The 20460-nt window shown below is 42.1% G+C and carries 18 protein-coding genes and 3 tRNA genes; 4 read left to right on the top strand and 17 right to left on the bottom strand.

Going from position 1 to position 20460, the window contains the following annotated elements; all coding sequences use genetic code 11:
- Positions 1–2: 2 nt before the first annotated feature.
- The 9 genes from HCZ11_RS09695 to leuS are packed head-to-tail and all read right to left on the bottom strand — an operon-like array spanning position 3 to position 9400.
- Complete coding sequence (locus HCZ11_RS09695) at positions 3–767, bottom strand: septal ring lytic transglycosylase RlpA family protein (protein WP_130051159.1); 765 nt, start codon at positions 765–767, stop codon at positions 3–5.
- Positions 767–1873, bottom strand: coding sequence for a rod shape-determining protein RodA (rodA, locus tag HCZ11_RS09690; RefSeq protein WP_167658325.1), 1107 nt, complete (start codon positions 1871–1873; stop codon positions 767–769). The genes HCZ11_RS09695 and rodA overlap by 1 nt, the downstream gene beginning before the upstream one ends.
- Complete coding sequence (gene mrdA / locus HCZ11_RS09685) at positions 1870–3750, bottom strand: penicillin-binding protein 2 (protein ID WP_130051161.1); 1881 nt, start codon at positions 3748–3750, stop codon at positions 1870–1872. The genes rodA and mrdA overlap by 4 nt, the downstream gene beginning before the upstream one ends.
- Before the next feature lie 8 nt (positions 3751–3758).
- Entirely contained in the window at positions 3759–4229 is a 471-nt protein-coding gene (gene rlmH, locus HCZ11_RS09680) for a 23S rRNA (pseudouridine(1915)-N(3))-methyltransferase RlmH (protein ID WP_036967350.1), read from the bottom strand.
- Between the two features lie 27 nt (positions 4230–4256).
- Entirely contained in the window at positions 4257–4574 is a 318-nt protein-coding gene (gene rsfS, locus HCZ11_RS09675; RefSeq protein WP_130051162.1) for a ribosome silencing factor, read from the bottom strand.
- Between the two features lie 56 nt (positions 4575–4630).
- Entirely contained in the window at positions 4631–5266 is a 636-nt protein-coding gene (gene nadD, locus HCZ11_RS09670) for a nicotinate-nucleotide adenylyltransferase (protein WP_167658324.1), read from the bottom strand.
- Between the two features lie 12 nt (positions 5267–5278).
- Entirely contained in the window at positions 5279–6319 is a 1041-nt protein-coding gene (holA, locus tag HCZ11_RS09665; RefSeq protein ID WP_167658323.1) for a DNA polymerase III subunit delta, read from the bottom strand.
- The gene (gene lptE / locus HCZ11_RS09660; protein ID WP_130051165.1) at positions 6319–6810 is read right to left on the bottom strand and encodes an LPS assembly lipoprotein LptE; all 492 of its coding nucleotides are present in this window, start codon (positions 6808–6810) and stop codon (positions 6319–6321) included. Before lptE ends, holA begins: the two co-directional genes overlap by 1 nt.
- A gap of 1 nt (position 6811) precedes the next feature.
- Positions 6812–9400, bottom strand: a complete 2589-nt coding sequence (leuS, locus tag HCZ11_RS09655; protein WP_167658322.1) for a leucine--tRNA ligase — start codon at positions 9398–9400, stop codon at positions 6812–6814.
- Between the two features lie 186 nt (positions 9401–9586).
- Here leuS and HCZ11_RS09650 point away from each other — a divergent pair, with 186 nt between their 5' ends.
- From HCZ11_RS09650 to HCZ11_RS09640, 3 genes are all read left to right on the top strand, one after another.
- Positions 9587–10045 carry a zinc ribbon-containing protein gene (locus HCZ11_RS09650; protein WP_130051167.1) on the top strand — a complete coding sequence of 153 codons (459 nt, stop codon included), beginning with the start codon at positions 9587–9589 and terminating at the stop codon, positions 10043–10045.
- Between the two features lie 69 nt (positions 10046–10114).
- Positions 10115–12517 carry a Lon protease family protein gene (locus HCZ11_RS09645; protein ID WP_130051168.1) on the top strand — a complete coding sequence of 801 codons (2403 nt, stop codon included), beginning with the start codon at positions 10115–10117 and terminating at the stop codon, positions 12515–12517.
- Positions 12514–12990, top strand: a complete 477-nt coding sequence (locus tag HCZ11_RS09640) for an FKBP-type peptidyl-prolyl cis-trans isomerase (RefSeq protein ID WP_167658321.1) — start codon at positions 12514–12516, stop codon at positions 12988–12990. The genes HCZ11_RS09645 and HCZ11_RS09640 overlap by 4 nt, the downstream gene beginning before the upstream one ends.
- An 87-nt stretch (positions 12991–13077) precedes the next feature.
- Here the strand turns inward: HCZ11_RS09640 and lnt are convergent, their stop codons facing one another.
- The 5 genes from lnt to miaB are packed head-to-tail and all read right to left on the bottom strand — an operon-like array spanning position 13078 to position 18512.
- The gene (lnt, locus tag HCZ11_RS09635) at positions 13078–14625 is read right to left on the bottom strand and encodes an apolipoprotein N-acyltransferase (RefSeq protein WP_250661028.1); all 1548 of its coding nucleotides are present in this window, start codon (positions 14623–14625) and stop codon (positions 13078–13080) included.
- Positions 14606–15490: a CNNM family magnesium/cobalt transport protein CorC gene (gene corC, locus HCZ11_RS09630; protein WP_130051171.1), complete on the bottom strand. Its 885-nt coding sequence runs from the start codon at positions 15488–15490 to the stop codon at positions 14606–14608. Before corC ends, lnt begins: the two co-directional genes overlap by 20 nt.
- 22 nt (positions 15491–15512) lie before the next feature.
- Positions 15513–15968, bottom strand: a complete 456-nt coding sequence (ybeY, locus tag HCZ11_RS09625) for an rRNA maturation RNase YbeY (protein WP_130051172.1) — start codon at positions 15966–15968, stop codon at positions 15513–15515.
- A complete protein-coding gene (locus tag HCZ11_RS09620) occupies positions 15965–17017 on the bottom strand; it encodes a PhoH family protein (RefSeq protein ID WP_054551658.1) in 1053 nt (350 codons plus the stop codon). Before HCZ11_RS09620 ends, ybeY begins: the two co-directional genes overlap by 4 nt.
- Positions 17018–17066: 49 nt before the next feature.
- Entirely contained in the window at positions 17067–18512 is a 1446-nt protein-coding gene (gene miaB / locus HCZ11_RS09615) for a tRNA (N6-isopentenyl adenosine(37)-C2)-methylthiotransferase MiaB (RefSeq protein WP_167658319.1), read from the bottom strand.
- Between the two features lie 257 nt (positions 18513–18769).
- Between miaB and HCZ11_RS09610 the strand changes: the two genes are divergently transcribed.
- Complete coding sequence (locus tag HCZ11_RS09610) at positions 18770–19939, top strand: FAD-dependent oxidoreductase (protein WP_130051174.1); 1170 nt, start codon at positions 18770–18772, stop codon at positions 19937–19939.
- Positions 19940–20116: 177 nt separating this feature from the next.
- On the opposite strand, the gene HCZ11_RS09605 is transcribed toward HCZ11_RS09610, so the two are convergent.
- The 3 genes from HCZ11_RS09605 to HCZ11_RS09595 form a co-directional block, all read right to left on the bottom strand.
- Positions 20117–20191, bottom strand: a tRNA-Gln gene (locus tag HCZ11_RS09605).
- A 40-nt stretch (positions 20192–20231) separates the two neighbouring features.
- Positions 20232–20316, bottom strand: a tRNA-Leu gene (locus tag HCZ11_RS09600).
- Positions 20317–20383: 67 nt separating this feature from the next.
- Positions 20384–20458: transfer RNA gene (locus HCZ11_RS09595), tRNA-Gln, on the bottom strand.
- Positions 20459–20460: the final 2 nt, after the last annotated feature.

The following is a 20460-nucleotide window of genomic DNA, read 5'->3' as shown; positions in this document are numbered from 1 at the left end:
TCTTACTCACTGTAAAGCAAGAACGCGTTCTGAAATTGGTTTTGTTTTAGCTTTTCTAAAACAGCCTGTGCTTCTGCGGCATCTTTTATTGGACCAAGACGTAATCGATAGATTCCATCTTTTTCAACAATGTTTGTTGGCACATGATATTGCTGACGAAGTTGAAACGCGAGCGCCTCAACATTAGCAAGAGTACTTCCCGCTGCAACCTGAATGTAGCTTAAACGAGGGGCAGAATTTGCAAGGGTAACAGCCTCAACCTTAACACGGGCTGTACCTTGTCGGTAATAACCCAATTTATAGGCCGCAGAATAAGATAAATCGATAATCCGATCTTCATGAAACGGTCCTCGGTCATTAACACGAACAATCACTGATTTACCGTTATCTAAATTTGTTACTCTGGCAAAGCTTGGTAGAGGGAGTGTTTTATGAGCTGCTGTCATTGCAAACATATCGTAGACTTCACCGTTTGAGGTGTGATAATTATGAAATTTTCGGCCATACCATGAAGCGATGCCTTCTTCTGCATAGCCTGTTTCATCAAGCATTGGCGTGTAGCGTTTACCACGAACTTCGTAAGGGCGACTGGCGCTGGCACTTTTAACAACAGGGGTAACTATCGCATCTTGCATTTCAAGTTCGGTCGGTTTACGAAGCGGCGCAGCATCATGCTCCATAGCATAGCGACCTTGCTGCGAAGAACTACATGCTGCTAGCAGCATTGAGAATAACGCTATTAATAAGAAATTGACTCGCTGTGTCATTATTTTAAAAGCATCCTTTTATCGGTGGCGATCGACATAATAATGCCAAACCCAGCCATTAAGGTCACCATTGAGGTGCCACCATAACTTATCAGAGGTAACGGAACGCCTACAACAGGCAGTAACCCAGATACCATACCAATATTTACAAATACATAAACAAAGAAGGTAAGGGTTAATGCACCGGCAAGAAGTTTACCAAAAGCATCTTGCGCGTTTACCGCAATATACAAGCCACGACCAATAATAAACAAGTACATACACAGCAATAAACAAACCCCAAAAAGGCCAAACTCTTCGCTTAGAACAGAAAAGATAAAATCGGTGTGACGTTCGGGTAAAAACTCTAATTGCGATTGAGTTCCTTGTAACCAGCCTTTACCTTCAATTCCTCCGGAGCCTATAGCAATTTTCGATTGAATAATGTGATACCCAGAGCCAAGAGGATCACTTTCTGGGTCCAAAAAGGTAAGTACTCGCTGCTTTTGATAATCAAGCATAACATAATGCCAAAATGGCCAAGCTGCTAATGCCACTGAGGCTGATAAAAAGCCAATTAAGCGCCAACTAAGCCCAGATAAAAACAATACAAATATACCTGAACTAGCTATCAAAATAGAGGTACCGAGATCGGGTTGTTCTTTAATTAAAATGGTTGGCACCATCACTATGGCAAAACCAATAATTAAATGCAGTGGGCGAGGGGGAAGATGATTGCGACCAATATACCAAGCAACCATCATAGGCACAGCAATTTTCATTAATTCTGATGGTTGGAAACGGGTTACACCTAGGTCAAGCCAGCGCTGCGCTCCTTTTGAGCTAACCCCAAATAATAACACTCCTACCAGCATTAGTAGCCCCACACAGTAAAGCGGAATTACCATGCTTTTTAAAGTATTAGGCGAAAACTGAGCGAGAATGAACATACCGAGAATAGCGCCAAACATACGCGTTGCATGGCGTATCATCATTGCAGAGTCTTGGCCACTGGCGCTGTATACAATCGCTAAACTTGCAACCATCATAGCCAAAAGGGCTACAAGTAGCGGTAAATCGAGGTGTAGACGCTGCCAAATTGAGCGCTTTTTATTTAATGGGATCATGGCGCGTCACTTTGGGTAATTTGAATTGGGTTAGCTGAGAAGTAGTAATCCATTAATTGACGAGCAATAGGAGCTCCAACCGTACTACCACCCCCAGTGTTTTCTACAACTACAGAGACAACAATCTGCGGGTCGTTATAAGGTGCAAAACCAACATAGATAGCGTTATCTCGTTGACGCTCTTTTAGCGACTTAGCGTCGTAACGTTCACCTTGTGCGATACTTACCACCTGCGCAGTACCTGTTTTGCCAGCAGGGTCGTAACTTGCCCCTCTAAATGCTTTATGTGCAGTACCAGTGACTTTGTGCACTGTATTATGCATAGCATCGAGAGCAATTTGCCAATGATGAGGATTTTTTAGTTCCACTGGGGGCTTTTCGTCATTGTTTATTTGCGTTACTTCATTTTCTTTTTTGGCTACTTGCACAAGATGTGGTGGATGATCGAGTCCACGGTTTACCAATATATTGGTTGCGTTAGCAATTTGCATTGGTGTGGCAGTCCAGTAACCTTGCCCGATCCCCACTGAAATTGTATCGCCACGCCACCAAGACTCTCTAAAGCGACCTTCTTTCCACTCTTTAGATGGCATTATTGCAGAAGTTTCTTCATGGATATCAATACCAGATAACTCACCAAATCCAAATTGATACATAAAATCACTGATTTTAGTAATGCCTAAACGATACGCAACGTCGTAAAAGTAGGTATCGCAAGACTCTTCAATGGCTTTGTAAACATCAACATGACCATGACCCCAACGCCTCCAGTCACGCCATTTGTGATCGACATTTGGAATCTGAAAAAAGCCCGGATCCCACATTTGTGTTTGCTCGGTAACCAGGCCTTCCTCAAGCGCTAAAATAGCCATGAGAGGTTTTACTGTCGATGCTGGTGCGTAACGACCCTGTGTAGTTCGGTTTATAAGTGGCCGGTCCGGGTTGAGCAGCTTTTTGTAGTCGGTACTACTGATCCCATGTACAAATAAGTTCGGATCATAACTGGGGTTTGAATACAGAGCTAATACGCCACCATCTTTTGCATCAAGTACGACAACGGCACCACGCATATCTTTTAGAGCATGCTGGGCTATTTGTTGCAGGCCAATATCCAGGGTGAGTACTAAATCATGACCTGGTTCAGGTGGAGTAAGGCTCAATGTACGAATAACTCGGCCACGGTTATTCACTTCAACACGCTGTGAACCCACCATGCCATGCAGGAGCTCTTCATAATATTTCTCAATACCAAGCTTCCCAATGTCGTGAGTTGCACGGTAATTAGTCGCTTGATCTTCTGCTTCAAGCTTAATGAGTTCTTTTTTGTTGAGTTTGGCAACATAACCTAAGGCATGGGTGAGGGTATCACCATAGGGGTAAAAACGAGCTAACCGAGCTTCGATGCTAAAACCAGGGAATTTATGCTGATTAACAGAGAACTTTGCTACCTCAGTCTCGTCTAGACGGGCCTTTAATACTTGGCTTTTGAAACGGCGATTGTGCTTAATATCATCTAAAAAGTCGGCCTTTTGTTGCTCACTAATTTCGATGATCTGTTTTACTTCTGTTAGAGCTTTATCAAGATCGTCAACTTCTTCAGGGATCACTTCAAGATTGTAAACAGGTTTGTTCTCAGCCAATAATACGCCATTTCTGTCGTAAATGAGCCCTCGGTTAGGAGCAATAGGAATGACCTTGATTCGGTTATCGTTCGAACGTGTTTGATAATCTTGATGATCAATAACTTGGATGTTGTACAGGTTAGATAGCAACACACCAATTAACAATGTAACAAACACAAAGCCCACAAAGGCACGGCGAGCAAATAAGTTTGCCTCAGCCGAGTGGTCTCTAATCGTGGGTCTGTGTTTTCGCATTGGTTTTACTACTCGCGATGATAAGGGTGGTTGTTATTCAAGCTCCAGCCTCGGTATAGGCTTTCTGCAACAATAATGCGCACCAATGGGTGCGGTAGTGTAAGGTTTGATAATGACCACTTTTGCTCAGAGGCTGCGATACACTCTGGTGCTAAACCTTCGGGTCCACCAATCAACAAGCTGACATCACGACCATCAAGCTGCCATTTTTCCATGCTTTTCGCCAACTGGTGGGTATCCATGGGTTTACCCGTTACTTCAAGAGTAACAATACGGTTACCTTTAGGAATAGCTGCAAGGGTCTTTTCACCTTCAAGTTGTAAAATACGTTTGATATCAGCATTTTTACCACGTTTACCAGCGGGGATTTCAATAAGCTCAAGCGGCATATCACGCGGAAAGCGACGTTGGTATTCTGTGAATCCGGTTTCAACCCATGCTGGCATTTTGGTGCCAACAGCAATCAATTGTATTTTCAAAATGGTTACCTATGTCCTTGCTAAGGGTTAGCCCCAAAGTTTTTCTAGATCATAGAAGTCGCGAGTTTGGTCTTGCATTACGTGCACAACCACATCACCTAGATCAACCAGCACCCATTCGCCTTCGTTTTGGCCTTCGTAACCGAGAGGCTCTTCTCCAGCATGGCGTGCTTCTTTAGCAACGTGATCCGCAATAGATTGTACGTGGCGTTTAGAGTTTCCTGAGCATACTAATAAGTAATCAGTAATATCAGACTTACCACGAACATCAAGTTGCACCACATCACGGGCTTTCATATCGTCGACTTTATCAAGGGCAAATGCGAGTAGTTGTTTAGAATCCAAAGTGTTATCTCAAAAATAAATAATCTTAATTTGTTATTTTATCACGCAGACAGTATTTATTCATCTGTTTGGTAAAGATGATGCTGCGCAATGTATTGACTTACCGTGGTAGGTAAAAGTTCCGCTATATTATCATTTAAATGCAGCTTTTTTCTGATTTCGCTTGAGGCAGCATTAACTTGTAAGCCATCTAAAAAGAATAACTTACCTGCATGGGTTTGTTGCAGTTGGCTGAGCTGCTCAGTAAAAGCATTTTCTTTATAAACCGCTAACTCACCACTTACTTGACAGTGTTGACCCGGACGTTGATAAACAACGATATGGCATAGTTCGACAATTTCTTGCCATTTAAACCACTTGTCTAGGCTATTGAATGAGTCCATGCCGATTAAAAACATAATCGGTGAAGACGGATTTTCTGCACGAAGCTCTTTTAAGCTCAGTAGCGAATAAGATGCACCTTCTCTATTTAACTCTCGATAATCAATAGCAAAATGTGGGTTGTTTTCAATCGCGAGTTTCAGCATGTTAATTCGATGCTCATCACTTATTCCTGGCTTAGCTTTGTGAGCGGGAATAGCGCAAGGCATGAAGTAAAGGGTATCAAGTTGACACTGCTGAACGCATTGCTGGGCCATATTAATATGACCTAAGTGAATCGGGTCAAAGGTGCCACCGAAAATAGCAATCATGAATTGTCACTCTTAGTCGAAGACTGGGTGGCAAGGTAAAGGTATTGCCACTGGTTGGCAAAACATTAAGCATATGTGCATTAATGCTTGGTAGGGAGCTACGAGGTTCCCTTGTTTATAAGCTGCATCAAACTGAGCTAACTGAACTGTAATTTGTTCGAGTACTTTAATATTTAAGCGGTTTAAGGCTTGTTGAACAATCGCTTGTTGATTTTTCCAAATATTAAATTGCTTGTATAAATCAGACATGTTGGCACCATTTAAGCGCCCATGTTGCATCGCCAGTAAATTTGCAGCTTCTTTGTTAATAGCCCAAAAAATACTCATTGCTTCGGTATTATCAGCGGCAAGTTTAGTCATTACTTTAACGGCTTGCTTGGCTTGGCCATTTAATAGAGCATCACTTAAGTCAAAAATATCAAACTTAGACTGGTTAAGAAGTCCTTGCATTACGGCTTGTTGGTCAATTAGCTCACTACCGTAGAGTAAAGACAGTTTTTCTAGTTCTTGATGACAGGCAAGTAAATTACCTTCTGTGGCATCAATCAAGCTTTGTTTAGCATTGTTATGAAGGTTCAAGTTTAAACGGTAACATTGCTCATCCAACCAACGACTTAGATGATTACCTGTGAGGGGATAACAAGGAACGAATAAGCCTTGTTTATCTAAGGCCTTAAACCAAGCACTGCGTTGAATATCTTGGCTGGCTTTGGCACCTTTTAAAACCAAAATAGTATCGGGATTAGCAAGCTCAACAAGTTGTTTAAAGATTTGGCTGCCTTGAGTACCTGGTTTTTGCTCGTTTAAATCAAACTCAATTAAGGTACGAGCACTAAACAGCGACATACTCTGGTATTGAGCAACAATTTCTTGCCAATCAAAACCTGGCATTAAGGTAAATTTAATGACCTCGTCAAAGCCTTGCTGTTTAGCAGCTTGGCGAATTTGTATGACACACTGTTCAATTTGAAAAGGCTCTTCACCAAAGACCATGTAAAAAGGCGCTAGGCCTTTTTTTAACTGGCTCGGAAGTTGGTTTGCATAACAACGCATTAGAGTTGTGATAACTCACGAACGATACGGCGACTCGCTTGTTTACGAATTTCGTTTAATAGTAAATCAAGTTCTTTTGCCTTTGCAAGGGCATTGTCAGGGTCGTCTTGGTAGTTACGATACAGCTCAAAGCTTTGATTTATGGCTTTTTGACCTGGTCGCTTTAGGGTATAGCTTACACTATAGGCAAGTTCATATTCAGCAACCTGACCATTATCAAATAATGACAATATTTGACGCTCTAGACGGTCTTTGTGGATGATTAACTCAGGGTATAGGCTGTCACTTTCGTTTAGCTTTACTTGACTAGCAATAAGCTCTTTCTCAACTAATTCGAATAGCGCTGATTTTTCATCATCACCAGCAAGGGTGATCACTTTCAAGTCTTCAGGCAAATTAGAGGCTTTCTTTAAGTGAAAGCCACAACTTGTTAGTAGTAAACAGACTAGCGCAAGGGCTAGTCCGTTTTTCAGTGCTTGAAGCGCTGCCATCTTAATTAGCAACCACGTTAAGTAGTTTGCCAGGTACGTAAATCACTTTACGGATGGTTACGCCATCAGTGAACTTAGTCACGTTTTCTTCAGCAAATGCTAGCGTTTCAACTTGCTCTTTCGTTGCATCTGCAGGCACTGTTAACTTAGCACGTAGCTTACCGTTAACCTGTACAATGATTAGCTTCTCATCTTCAACAAGCGCTGATTCATCAACCTTTGGCCATGCTGCATCTAAGATGTCGCCTTCTTTGCCAAGGTCTTGCCATAACTGGTGACACATATGCGGCGTGATAGGCGCAAGCATGATAAGCAATGCTTCAAGAGCTTCGTTAGCAATAGCTACATCTTGCTTATCTGCAAGTGGTGCTTTTAATAATTTGTTAGAGATTTCCATGATTGCTGCAATCGCGGTGTTGAATGTTTGACGACGTTCAACGTCATCAGTTACTTTTGCAATTGCTTTATGAAGCTCACGACGTAGTACTTTTTGGTCGTTGTTTAATGCTGACTTATCAAGCGCTTGGTAGCCTACTGTTTCTACATCAACAGCGTATTTCCAAATACGTTTTAAGAAACGCATTGCACCTTCAACACCTGAATCAGACCATTCAAGAGTTTGCTCTGGTGGTGCTGTAAACATCATGAATAAACGAACTGTATCTGCACCGTACTCGGCAATAACTTGTTGTGGGTCGATACCGTTGTTTTTCGATTTCGACATTTTGCTCATGCCTGCAGAGAATACCGGCTCGCCATCTTCTTTGTGCCACGCTTTAACAACACGACCTTTGTCGTCTGTTTCAGTTTGTACGTCTGTTGGTGAAATCCAGATATCACCGCCTTTCTCATCTTTACGATAGAAAGTATCAGCTAGTACCATGCCTTGACATAATAAGCGCTCAAATGGCTCATCTGAGTTTACTAAACCAAAGTCACGTAATAATTTGTGGAAGAAACGCGAGTAAAGTAAGTGCAAGATCGCATGCTCAATACCACCAATGTATTGGTTTACTGGTAACCAGTAATTTGCGGCACCTGGCTCAATCATACCTTCGTCAAAACGAGGGCTACAGTAACGCGCGTAATACCATGATGATTCCATAAAGGTATCGAAGGTATCTGTTTCGTGGAATGCAGGCGCGCCATTTACAGTTGTTTTAGCCCACTCAGGGTCAGCTTTGATTGGCGAAGTAACACCATTCATTACTACGTCTTCTGGTAAGCGAACTGGTAGCATGTCTTCAGTTGCTGCAAGCTCATCACCATTTTCGTCGCTAAGCATTGGGATTGGAGAACCCCAGTAACGCTGACGGCTAACACCCCAGTCACGGAGACGGAAGTTAACTTTACGCTCACCGACACCAAGTGCTTCTAGTTTGTCTGCAACCGCATTAAACGCTGCTTCAAACTCAAGACCATCGAACTCACCTGAGTTAACTAACAGGCCTTTTTCTGTGTAAGCTTGGTTGTCTAAATCAACCGTTTCTTCAGAACCTGCAGCTGGTGCGATAACTTGAGTGATCTCAAGGCCATAAGCTGATGCGAACTCGTAGTCACGTTGGTCATGTGCAGGAACAGCCATTACAGCGCCTGAGCCGTAATCCATTAATACAAAGTTAGCAACCCAAATTGGTACTTGCTTACCTGTTAATGGGTGAATCGCATAAAAGCCAGTAGCAATGCCTTTTTTGTCCATGGTTGCCATGTCTGCTTCAGCGATTTTCGTGTTTTTACACTCATCAACAAACATTGCCACAGCATCGCTGTTTTTAGCGGCTTCTTGTGCAATTGGGTGACCTGCTGCAACAGCAACATACGTCACACCCATGAAGGTATCAGGGCGCGTTGTATAAACACTGAATGTATCGTCGTTATCAGCACGCTTGAATTCGATTTCTAAGCCTTCAGAACGACCAATCCAGTTGCGTTGCATGGTTTTAACTTGCTCAGGCCAGTGATCTAGTTTGTCTAAATCATCTAATAATTCTTGTGCGTAATCAGTGATTTTGATAAACCATTGTGGAATTTCTTTTTGCTCAACAATGGCACCTGAACGCCAACCACGACCATCAATTACTTGCTCGTTCGCTAGTACTGTTTGGTCAACTGGATCCCAGTTTACTGTTGACATCTTTTTGTATACTAAGCCTTTTTCGTAAAGCTTAGTGAAGAACCACTGTTCCCACTTATAATATTCTGGATGACATGTTGCGATTTCACGATCCCAATCATAACCAAAGCCAAGTTGCTTTAACTGATCGCGCATGTAATCGATGTTTTCGTAAGTCCACTTAGCAGGTGCGGTGTTGTTTTTGATTGCCGCGTTTTCAGCAGGAAGACCAAACGCATCCCAACCCATTGGTTGCATTACGTTTTTGCCTTGCAAGCGTTGGAAGCGAGATACTACGTCACCAATGGTGTAGTTACGAACGTGACCCATGTGGAGTCGGCCGCTTGGGTATGGGAACATCGATAGGCAGTAATACTTTTCTTTGCTCTCATCTTCAGTGACTTTAAATACTTGGTTTTCTTCCCAGTAGGCTTGTACTTTTGACTCTATGTCTTGCGGGTTATATTGCTCTTGCATCTACGATTCCAGACTTCTTGCAAATTAATAAAAAATTGTCGATAAGGATAACCCAAAATACATGCTAATCACAGCGGCAAATAGGCGCTTTTATTAATTTTCCAATGAAATATATTTTCAGGACAGGTTAACCTATACTCAACTAGTATAACGATTGATTTTTCATCACTTTTGAAGGAGTAAACGATGGCAGATTATAAATCTTGGCTTAGTGATTTGAGTGCTTGGCTTAAAGACGTAAAAGAGAATGAGCTAAAAGATGCAATGGAGAAATTTGTTGAGTCAGAGCAGGCACTTAAAGATTTAGGTCAAGAAAAGCTATATCAGTATCGTGACTATTTAAAGCGCGATATTGACCATATCAAAGAAAACGACAGTCATTATGACTCACTCGCTTGGCTAGAGCTCAAAGAGTCTCTTTGGTACGAATTGTCGCATATCGAAGATAAAACCCAGCTTGAATGGCAAGCATTAAACCAAGATTTTAAACACAATGGTGTGTATCAAGAAGGAGAATGGATAGCCATGGGCACATTAGTATGTAAAAATTGTCAGCATAGTTACGATGTTTACCATGCTACGCAAATTACTCCTTGTACTGAATGTGGCGGTATTTATTTTCGCCGTAAGGCATTACAACCTTAATCAGTGACGCAGGCTTGTGCTGGGCGTTACCTATAATGCCCAGTCAAAACTGGGAAATAAGAAGTTAGAATGACAAAAAAACTAATCCCTCTACCTGTTTCTGCGTTAGCACCTGAGATTGCTGCAAGCCATGTTGCCACTTGCATGCAAAACCCATATCCAGAAGCCTTACCATTTATTGGCCAGCAACGTGCACAAAGTGCCCTCGACTTTTCATTGGGGATGGAATTACCTGGATATAATGTCTATGTAATGGGTGAAGCGGCGCACGGACGTTACACCTTAGTAAAAGACAAGCTCACAGCCCATTCAAAAGACCGCCCAACGCCTAATGAGTGGTTGTACGTTAATAACTATGAAGACCACCGCGAGCCTATTGCGTTATTTATGCAAGCTGGTCAATCAAAACAGTTAGCAGACGATATTGATTCTTTCATTGATGAAGTACTCGATACATTCCCCGCTGCTTTTGATAATCCTGGTTATCAACGTAAGAAAAAATCAATCGACCGTGAGTTTACTGATACTTACGATGCGGCAATTACATCAGTCGAAATTGCTGCTCTTGAGCAAAGTGTGGCTCTGATTGAAGAAAATGGCGTCGTTGGCTTTGCGCCTTTGGTTAACGGTAAACAACTGAGTGACAGTGAATTTGCAGCCCTTGAAGAGCCATTGCGTATTGAGTTTTATGAGGTCATTGAAAAACTTGAAGATGCATTAATCGAAGCACTGATTGAGCTGCCTCGCTGGAAGCGTGAGTCATCTGAGAAACTGCGTAACCTTAAAAAATCAACTGCAGAGCTTGCCACTAAACCACTAATTAAAGCCCTTGAACACAAATATGCCACGCATATTGGTGTGTTACGTTACTTAAAAGACATTCGTGAAGAAATCATTGATGCAGTGCTTGAGTGGCTCGACGACGATGAAAACGACGAAAATAAAGAAGACTTTGACCGTAAAGGGATGCTCACAGACTTCTTTGCGCCAAATATCTTAGTAGAATACAAAGAAGATGATGCAGCGCCTGTGGTGTATGAGCCAAATCCAACGTTTGGTAATATCTTCGGAAAAATTGAATATGCGACTTCGCAAGGCTCTTTAATCACCAGTTACCGTTCAATACAACCAGGTGCATTGCACCGTGCTAATGGTGGTTATTTGATTATGGATGCAGAGAAAGTTATGTCTAACCCACAAGTGTGGGATGGCCTTAAGTTATCTTTAAAAACGCATCAAATCAAAAACGACTTACCTTATCAAGACAGCTCTGTGGGGAGTAGCTTTACATTACGTCCGCAGCTTATTCCCCTTGATGTAAAAATAGTGCTGCTAGGCTCACGGGAGCTCTATTACACAATAGGTGAATATGACGAAGAGTTTGCTGAGTTATTTCGTGTACTCGCTGATTTTGATTACTATTTGCCAAGCAGTGACAAACTGCAATATCAGTTCATTACCAAGGTCACTGAATATTGTCAGCAGACACTTAATTGCACAGTAAATGAAGCAGCGATGGCGAGGTTATTAAAATTTAGTTATCGTCAAGCTGAACATCATAACAAGCTCTCAGCTCGTTTTGCTGATGTATTAGAATTAGTGGCAGAAGCCAGTTTTTATGCCAAGCAAGATGGGCAAACTGTGATTGATGCTCATCACATCGATGAAGCTATTGTAGGTAAGCAATATCGCACCGGGCAAATTTCAGAAACCATGTTGAGTGATATCAAAGAGGGGCAAATTTTAATTGCTACTGAAGGTCACGCCGTGGGCAAAGTGAATGGCTTAACCGTGCTGCACATTGGTGATACTTCATTTGGTACCCCTGCACGTATTACCGCCACTGTGTACGCAGGTGCAGATGGCGTTATTGATGTTGAACGTGAAGCCGAGCTGGGTAAAGCAATTCACTCAAAAGGGGTGATGCTATTAACCGGTTACTTAGGTAATAAATATGCTCAGCAATTTAGCCTAACGCTCAGTGCCAATATCGCAATTGAGCAAAGCTATGGTTACATTGATGGTGATAGCGCCTCATTAGCAGAGCTTTGCGCGCTAATATCGGCAATTACTAATTTACCTATTAGCCAATCTATCGCGCTTACAGGCTCAATTAACCAGCATGGAGACGTGCAATCAATCGGTGGCGTCAACGAGAAAATAGAAGGCTTCTTTAAGCTTTGTAAAATGCGTGGCTTAACTGGTGAGCAAGGGGTGATTATTCCTAAATCAAATCAAGTCAATTTAGTGCTTGATGACGAAGTGCTCGATGCGGTAGAAAAAGGACGCTTTAACATTTATGCCGTTGAAACAGTTGATCAAGCACTGAGTTTATTAATGGATAAAGACGCAGGCGAAATGACACCACAAGGTTATCCTGATGGCTCAATAAATGCCCTAGCATTAGCAAGGCTTGCCAATATTGCTGATATCGTTAATGGCGATAATGATGATGAGAAGGACGCAGAATGATTAATTTAATACTTTTACTGATCATTGGTATTTTTTGCTTTTTAATTTTTAAAAATAGTAAAAAGGCGAAGCTACAAGCCCTTGAAAATGAAAAACTAGCAGCGGACTTTTTAGCGAACAATAGTAAAGCCGACGATGTTCATGAAACAGCATCTGGGTTGCAATACAAAATTGAGCAAAGTTCAGGTAATGACGCAAAACCAAATGCAACCAGTAAAGTAAAGGTTCATTATCATGGTACGCTTATGGATGGCAGTGTTTTTGACAGCTCAGTGGTAAGAAATTCGCCAATCAGCTTTGGCTTAAATCAAGTGATTGCGGGCTGGACTGAAGGCTTACAACTCATGAGTGAAGGGGATAAGTTTACCTTTTATATCCCGCCGCAGCTTGCGTACGGCCGTAAACGCGTAGGCAGTATTCCAGCAGGTTCATTGCTGATATTTGACGTAGAGTTGATAAAGATAGAATCTTAAATTTAATCTGCAATAGTACTTGTTCACTTAGTTAAGCGAATGAGTATAAAACACAAAAAAGGCTTCATAATGAAGCCTTTTATTTTGTTATTTTTTGAGTCTTAAAATCAAACCAACAGTACTGAGTAATATGACTACGGCCCATACTGGCCAATTACCATATTGGCTGTAAATACTATCGCCTTTAATTAAAGTGATATTGGCTTCGAGTACATCCGCTTTAAATTGCGGCATAGCTAATTGTGATTTAGCGATGGGGTCGTAAACGGCACTAATACCATTGTTAGTAACTCGAATTAACGGGCGCTGTAATTCTAGGGCGCGCATACGCGCTATTTGCATATGCTGATGTGGGCCATGAGAGTCTCCAAACCACGCATCATTACTAACCGTAAATAAGATATCAGAATCGCTGCGATAATTACCACGAACTAAATCGGCAAAGGCAATTTCATAGCAAATAGCCGGCAAGATATTTAAGCTATTTGCGCGTAAATTGTTTTGCACTTCATCACCACGGGTGAAAGATGACATCGGCAAGTCAAACAGTGGTGCGATTGGGCGCAGAAAATCTTGAAACGGCACAAACTCACCAATGGGTAATAACTGATGCTTTTGGTAGCGGTTTTTACCTAAATACTGATAATCACCCTCACTGTCTTCTTGTTCTTTTTTACCCAGCACAATCAAAGTATTAAAAATGTTACGCGTGTCGTATTGGTAATCGACGATGCCGGTAATAAGTGCAGTGTTATTAAACGTTGCAGCACTATTGAGGCCTGTTAAATACTCGGTTGATAATGCTTCAAGCTCGGGGACTGCTGCCTCTGGCCAGACAATTAAATCTGCATTCCAATGTAGGCGAGTCATATCTTGGTATTTGCTCATCGTCGTCCAAAACTCAGACGGCTCAAAGCGAAGATGCTGTTTAATATTACCCTGCACCAGTACAGTTTTAATAGTTTTGTCTTGGTAGTGAAGCTGATTGCTGTTTGCAATCGTATATAAGCCTGCTAAAAGAGCCACAGAGGCGATAAGTGGTTTAGTATCTTTGTATGCTATACGATATAAGGCAAACGCAATTAACATGCATACAAGCGTGATACCGAACTCACCAATTACGGGCGCTAAAAAATTAAGTGGGCTGTCTGTTTGCGTGTAACCAAAACTAAGCCAAGGAAAGCCTGTCAGCAATGTGCCACGTAAGTACTCTGTGGTTGCTATAGCGGCTAGTAACCAACAGATAAAGCTATATGGGCCTTTAGCAAGGCGTGTAGTCAGCCAAGCGGCTAATGCAGGATACAGAGCTAAATAAGCACATAGCAGCACCATTAATGATAGTGATGCTATTAACGGCATACCACCAAAGGTCGCTATTGATACATGAACCCAACTTATGCCGGCGCCAAACCAGCCTAAACCAAATATAAAGCCATATTTAGCACTTTGTTTAGCAGCTAATTTACCGTTTGCGAGTGGGTTTATGCAGTAGAGCAGGGCACCAAGAGAAAGAAAAGTTATAAACCATAGGTTATAGGGTGCGTAACTTAAGGTTAAAAAGAGGCCCGCAACAAGTGCGAGCCAGGCTTTTTTATCTTTTGCAAGGTGGCTTAGGTTAGTTAGCAGTTTCTTCACTGTCGTTATCATCAGCCTTTGGAATGGTGACTTGCAATTGTAAGATGCGGCGGTTATCTGAGTTAGTGACTTTAAAGTGTAAGCCTTCTACTTCGATGGTTTCACCACGGCTTGGCATATGGCCAAATGCATGTAAAACAATACCACCTATGGTGTCAGCATCAGAGGTGCTGTAACCGGTTTTAAAATATTCGTTAAAGTCATCAACTTCAGTCAGTGCTTGCACAGCGTAAACGTGCTTTGCAACTTGGCGAATATCTTGTAGGTCTTCACTTTCATCGTGCTCGTCTTCGATTTCACCAACGATGATTTCAAGAATATCTTCGATAGTTACAAGACCAGACACACCACCATACTCATCAATAACGATAGCCATGTGGTAACGTTGTTGACGAAACTCATTTAGGAGCGTGTCAACACGTTTACTTTCAGGCACTACAACCGCAGGGCGTAAATATTCACGTAATGAAGGTAGTTGATCATCTTTATTGATGATCAGTGGTAATAAATCTTTTGCTAATAAAATACCTTCAACATGGTCTTTGTCTTCACACACCACTGGAAAGCGTGAATGTGTTGAATCAACCATCATAGGCAATAGTTCTTCTAAAGGTGTATCAACCTCTAAGGTCACCATTTGCGAGCGTGGGATCATGATGTCACGCACTTTTAGCTCTGATACACCTAGTACCCCTTCAATCATGTCTTTGGTTTCAGGGTCGATAAGGTCGCGTTCTTGCGCATCGGCAATTACTTCTACCAGCTCTTCTCTATTCTGGGGTTCCCCTTGCAACATTTGGGCTATGCGGCCCAGCCACGTTTTGCCAGAAGAACCCTGGCTAGTTTGCGAGTTGTCGTCGCTCATTGCGTCTAATTGCTCCGTTAATTTAAATATCGTCTCGATATGGGTCAGCGATGTTCAGATCGGCAAGTAATTGCTTTTCTATGCTTTCCATTTCAAGTGCATCTTCGTCCTTTATATGGTCAAATCCAAGTAAATGCAAGCATCCATGGATAACCATATGGGCAAAATGGTCGTGAAAGGTCTTTTCTTGATCAATTGATTCGGCTAAAACAATGGCCGGACAAATGATTAAATCACCTACTAAAGGTAACTCAATGCCCGGTGGTGCTTCAAATGGAAAAGATAAGACATTAGTCGGTTTATCTTTGCCGCGGTAATCATTGTTGAGCTGCTGGCTTTGCGCTTCATCACTGATCACTATGGTCAGCTCTGCATCTTCACGGTAATTGCTAAGGGCTTTGTCAGCCCACAGCTGGAATTGTTCAAAGCTTGGTAAGTCGTCAAACTCACAGGCTATTTGTAAATCTAATTCGGTCACGAGTTTGCTTCTTGTTGGTTTGCTTGCGCTTCTTTCGCACGTTGTTTCTCAGCACGTTTTAAACGCTCTGCTTCATCGTTGCGCTCATAAGCTTCAACGATACGGGCAACAACCGGATGGCGCACCACATCGTGTGATTGGAAGAAGTTAAAGCTAATTTCATCTACACCGTTTAATACTTCGATGGCATGGCGAAGACCTGAACGAGCACCACGGGGTAAATCGACTTGTGTAATATCACCAGTAATTACCGCTTTTGAGTTAAAGCCAATACGGGTTAAGAACATTTTCATTTGTTCTGCTGTGGTGTTTTGGCTTTCATCAAGAATAATAAACGCGTCATTCAGTGTACGACCACGCATGTAGGCAAGGGGCGCTACTTCAATCACGTTTTTCTCAATCAGCTTTTCTACTCGCTCAAAGCCAAGCATTTCAAATAGCGCATCGTATAATGGGCGTAAATAAGGGTCGATTTTTTGGCTTAAGTCACCCGGTAAAAAGCCTAGCTTTTCACCTGCTTCAACTGCAGGGCGGGTTAATAAAATACGGCGAATTTCTTGACGCTCTAAGGCATCAACAGCTGCTGCAACGGCTAAATAAGTTTTACCAGTACCGGCTGGGCCAATACCGAAAGTAATATCGTGATGCAAAATATTAGCAACATACACGCCTTGATTATCATTGCGCGGTTTAATAACGCCACGGCGAGTTTTAATCACCATGTCTTTGCCATATACACCTGGATTTTCATCTTGCTCAAGAGCATTTGATTCGCTAATCGCCAAATGTACGGCTTCAGGTTCAATTTCGCCAATCAGGCCGCGAATAGGTTGAGTTTCAATATAGAGGTTTTTTAGGATCTCAACAGCCGCAGCTGCAAGGTGCAGTTTACCGGTTACTCTGAAGAAATTATCACGGTGTGCTATCTCAACACCAAGGCGGCGTTCAATTTGCTTAATGTTTTCGTCAAACGGACCACATAAAGATGAAAGGCGTTTGTTGTCGGCGGGTTCTAAATAAATCTCTAATGTTTTTAACTGATTACTCAAAATTGCTTCCTATTGATGGGTGCAGGCAGTGCCTGCACCAAGTGTCACCCTAAGGTACGAAAGTAGCAACGCCAATTTCGTTAGGGGCCGCAGCGGCCTCAGCTTCAGCAGCTTTACTTAAAATAGCTGAAGGTGCCACATCACGACGTAAGTTCATTTCTGATTCTGTACGAATTAACTCACCACGTAAAGAGTTTGGCAATGCTTCTGTAATACGTACATCAACGAATTGACCGATCACTGAGTGAGGGCCTTCAAAGTTAACCACACGGTTATTCTCGGTACGGCCACGTAATTCCATAGGATTCTTTTTAGAAGGGCCTTCAACTAGAATACGTTGTTCAGTACCAAACATTTGTCGGCTGATTTGTTGTGCCATTTGCGTAATACGATTCTGTAGAAGGTATAAACGCTCTTTTTTCTCTTGCTCTGTCACATCATCAGGTAAATCAGCAGCAGGAGTACCAGGTCGCGCACTGTAGATAAAGCTGAAGCTCATATCGAAACCAATATCATTAATTAGGTTCATGGTTGCTTCAAAGTCAGCTTTACTTTCGCCAGGGAAACCAATGATGAAGTCAGATGACATGCTTAGGTTAGGGCGAATTTTACGTAGCTTACGGATTGTAGATTTGTACTCAAGTGCAGTGTGACCACGTTTCATTAAATTAAGAATACGGTCTGAACCACTTTGTACTGGTAAGTGTAGGTGATCAACAAGCTCAGGTACGTCTGCATACGCATCAATGATATCTGGCGTAAATTCTACAGGATGCGATGTGGTGTAACGAATACGGTCAATACCGTCAATTGCAGCTACATAACGTAGTAGGTCAGAGAAGTAACAAATCTCACCGTCATGAGTTTCACCGCGATACGCATTTACGTTTTGTCCAAGTAGGTTCACTTCACGAACGCCTTGCTCTGCAAGTTGTGCTACTTCAAGTAATACGTCATCAAGTGGACGGCTTACTTCTTCACCACGCGTATAAGGTACTACGCAGAATGTACAGTATTTAGAGCAACCTTCCATAATTGATACACACGCAGTAGGGCCTTCCGCTTTTGGCTCAGGTAAACGGTCGAACTTTTCAATCTCTGGGAATGAAACGTCAACTACCGAACTGCTGTCGCCACTTTGCACTTGCTTAATCATTTCTGGTAAGCGGTGTAATGTTTGCGGGCCAAAGATTACATCAACAAACGGCGCACGTTGACGAATCGAGTCACCTTCTTGCGAGGCAACACAGCCACCAACACCAATGATTAATTCTGGTTTGTCGTCTTTTAACAGTTTCCAACGGCCAAGCTGATGGAATACTTTTTCTTGTGCTTTTTCACGGATTGAACAGGTATTGAGTAAGATCACGTCTGCGTCTTCAGCTTCTTCAGTTAACTGATAGCCGTTAGTCGCATCTAGTAGATCAGCCATCTTCTGAGAGTCGTACTCGTTCATCTGACAACCCCAGGTTTTAATATGCAGCTTTTTACTCATTGAAATATAGCCTCGTTTTCAATTCGGTAGTGACACAAAAATGTGTTAGAAACAGGATTAAGTGGCAGTATGCCGACCTAAAGGACGCGTATTTTAGCTGGATACCCGCACAGATCCAAGTATAGTTTTTATCTTTGTGGTGTGAAATCAAACAAGTTACTGTTTTGAAATTCATAAGCGGTAAATGCACTGACACGCAATATTGAATTACGTTACAATTTGTCGCGTATTTTAATAGCCAAATGAGCGAATATTAAATGAATAAAAATAAGGTAATAATTGTCGGTGGTGGCATGGTCGGCGCTGCTACAGCGGTAACACTGGCTAAACAGGGTAGGGATGTCACCGTCATTGAAAAGCACCTTATCGATGCTGATCACATTCTTAGTTCAGATAAAGTAGATATTCGCATTTCGGCTATTAATCGTTTTTCAGAAAATTTACTCGACGACCTAGGTGCAATGCCGTTACTTAGGCAAAATCGCATCGCGCCTTATCAACAGCTTGAAGCCTACCAGCAGCAAGACGAGAATCTATTGTTTGATTGCAAAGATATTGGCGAAACACATTTAGGTCATTTAATAGAAAATAATTTAATACAAGCCAGTCTTTGGCAACAATTTGCTAAGTACAACATTGAAGTAATAGAACAAACGTCACTAATTACAGATATTAGTCAAACGCCTGATGCAATTACCTTACATTATGGTGATACTAAATATACCGCTGATTTAGTTGTTGCTGCAGATGGCGGACAGTCCCAATTACGTACCAAAGCTGGCTTAGGTGTAACGGGTTGGCAGTACGGCCAACACTGCATGGGGGTTTTAATCAAATTAGATGCACCGCAGCAAGTAAAAACATGGCAACAATTTACCCCAACCGGACCTGTGGCATTTTTGCCAATGCAGGCACCGTATGCCAATTTAATTTGCTATCACGACGCTGCGGTATTAAAGCAATGGCATAAACTCTCAAATGAACAACTGAAAGCAAAGCTTATAGAGCACTTTCCTGAGCTACCTGGCGACTTTGAGGTACTTGAACATGCCGTTTTTCCACTTGCACGCCAACATGCTAATGATTATTCACAGGGGCGTTTAGTTTTGGTTGGCGATTCGGCTCACACAATAAACCCACTTGCAGGTCAGGGCGTGAACTTAGGTTTTCAGGATGTCGTAGCGTTGGCTGATATTTTGGCAGAACAACAGGATGTTGGTCACCATGATTTATTAAAACGCTATGAGAAAAAACGCCGTCACGCTAATTTACTAATGATGAGTATGATGGATGCGTGTTACTTTGGCTTTTCAAATGAGGTTAAACCACTTAGCTGGGTGCGCAGTAAGTTTTTAAAGCTTGCAAATAATACAGGTCCTGCAAAAAACTGGGTGTTAAAGTATGCTATCAGCGGGACATTAGATTAATACAAATTCGTAATCAATACTAACAAGCGGGTTAATGAAAATTAGCCCGTTTTTTTATGTAGATATAATCGAGTACAATTTTGAAGAAATTAGAAATTAGAAATTAGAAATTAGAAATTAGAAATTAGAAATTAGAAATTAGAAATTAGAAATTAGAAATTAGAAAGGGAAGTTAGTTGGCTGGGATACCAGGATTTGAACCTGGGAATGGCAGGATCAAAACCTGCTGCCTTACCGCTTGGCGATATCCCAACAAAGAATAAGTTGATAGTTTTGGTTCTTATCAAGAACATGGTGCGGAAGGAGAGACTTGAACTCTCACAACCGAAGTTACTGGAACCTAAATCCAGCGCGTCTACCAATTCCGCCACTCCCGCATCAAAAGGGTTGCTACTTTCAACTCTTAGCTAGAGACATTCTTCAACACTTTCTTGGTAGAGAAAGTGGCTGGGATACCAGGATTTGAACCTGGGAATGGCAGGATCAAAACCTGCTGCCTTACCGCTTGGCGATATCCCAAC

Source organism: Pseudoalteromonas sp. HF66, from assembly GCF_011806445.1.
GTDB classification, from domain to species: domain Bacteria; phylum Pseudomonadota; class Gammaproteobacteria; order Enterobacterales; family Alteromonadaceae; genus Pseudoalteromonas; species Pseudoalteromonas apostichopi.
Note: the sequence above shows the minus strand (reverse complement) of the source record. Positions and strands in the feature narration are given on the sequence as shown.

Excerpts from the sequence above, each read along its gene's own strand:
- HCZ11_RS09695 (WP_130051159.1), bottom strand. The coding sequence starts at position 767 with ATGACACAGCGAGTCAATTTCTTATTAATAGCGTTATTCTCAATGCTG.
- leuS (WP_167658322.1), bottom strand. The coding sequence starts at position 9,400 with ATGCAAGAGCAATATAACCCGCAAGACATAGAGTCAAAAGTACAAGCC.
- mrdA (WP_130051161.1), bottom strand. The coding sequence starts at position 3,750 with ATGCGAAAACACAGACCCACGATTAGAGACCACTCGGCTGAGGCAAAC.
- HCZ11_RS09645 (WP_130051168.1), top strand. The coding sequence starts at position 10,115 with ATGACAAAAAAACTAATCCCTCTACCTGTTTCTGCGTTAGCACCTGAG.
- nadD (WP_167658324.1), bottom strand. The coding sequence starts at position 5,266 with ATGATTGCTATTTTCGGTGGCACCTTTGACCCGATTCACTTAGGTCAT.
- holA (WP_167658323.1), bottom strand. The coding sequence starts at position 6,319 with ATGCGTTGTTATGCAAACCAACTTCCGAGCCAGTTAAAAAAAGGCCTA.
- HCZ11_RS09640 (WP_167658321.1), top strand. The coding sequence starts at position 12,514 with ATGATTAATTTAATACTTTTACTGATCATTGGTATTTTTTGCTTTTTA.
- HCZ11_RS09650 (WP_130051167.1), top strand. The coding sequence starts at position 9,587 with ATGGCAGATTATAAATCTTGGCTTAGTGATTTGAGTGCTTGGCTTAAA.
- corC (WP_130051171.1), bottom strand. The coding sequence starts at position 15,490 with ATGAGCGACGACAACTCGCAAACTAGCCAGGGTTCTTCTGGCAAAACG.
- HCZ11_RS09610 (WP_130051174.1), top strand. The coding sequence starts at position 18,770 with ATGAATAAAAATAAGGTAATAATTGTCGGTGGTGGCATGGTCGGCGCT.
- rodA (WP_167658325.1), bottom strand. The coding sequence starts at position 1,873 with ATGATCCCATTAAATAAAAAGCGCTCAATTTGGCAGCGTCTACACCTC.
- miaB (WP_167658319.1), bottom strand. The coding sequence starts at position 18,512 with ATGAGTAAAAAGCTGCATATTAAAACCTGGGGTTGTCAGATGAACGAG.
- lptE (WP_130051165.1), bottom strand. The coding sequence starts at position 6,810 with ATGGCAGCGCTTCAAGCACTGAAAAACGGACTAGCCCTTGCGCTAGTC.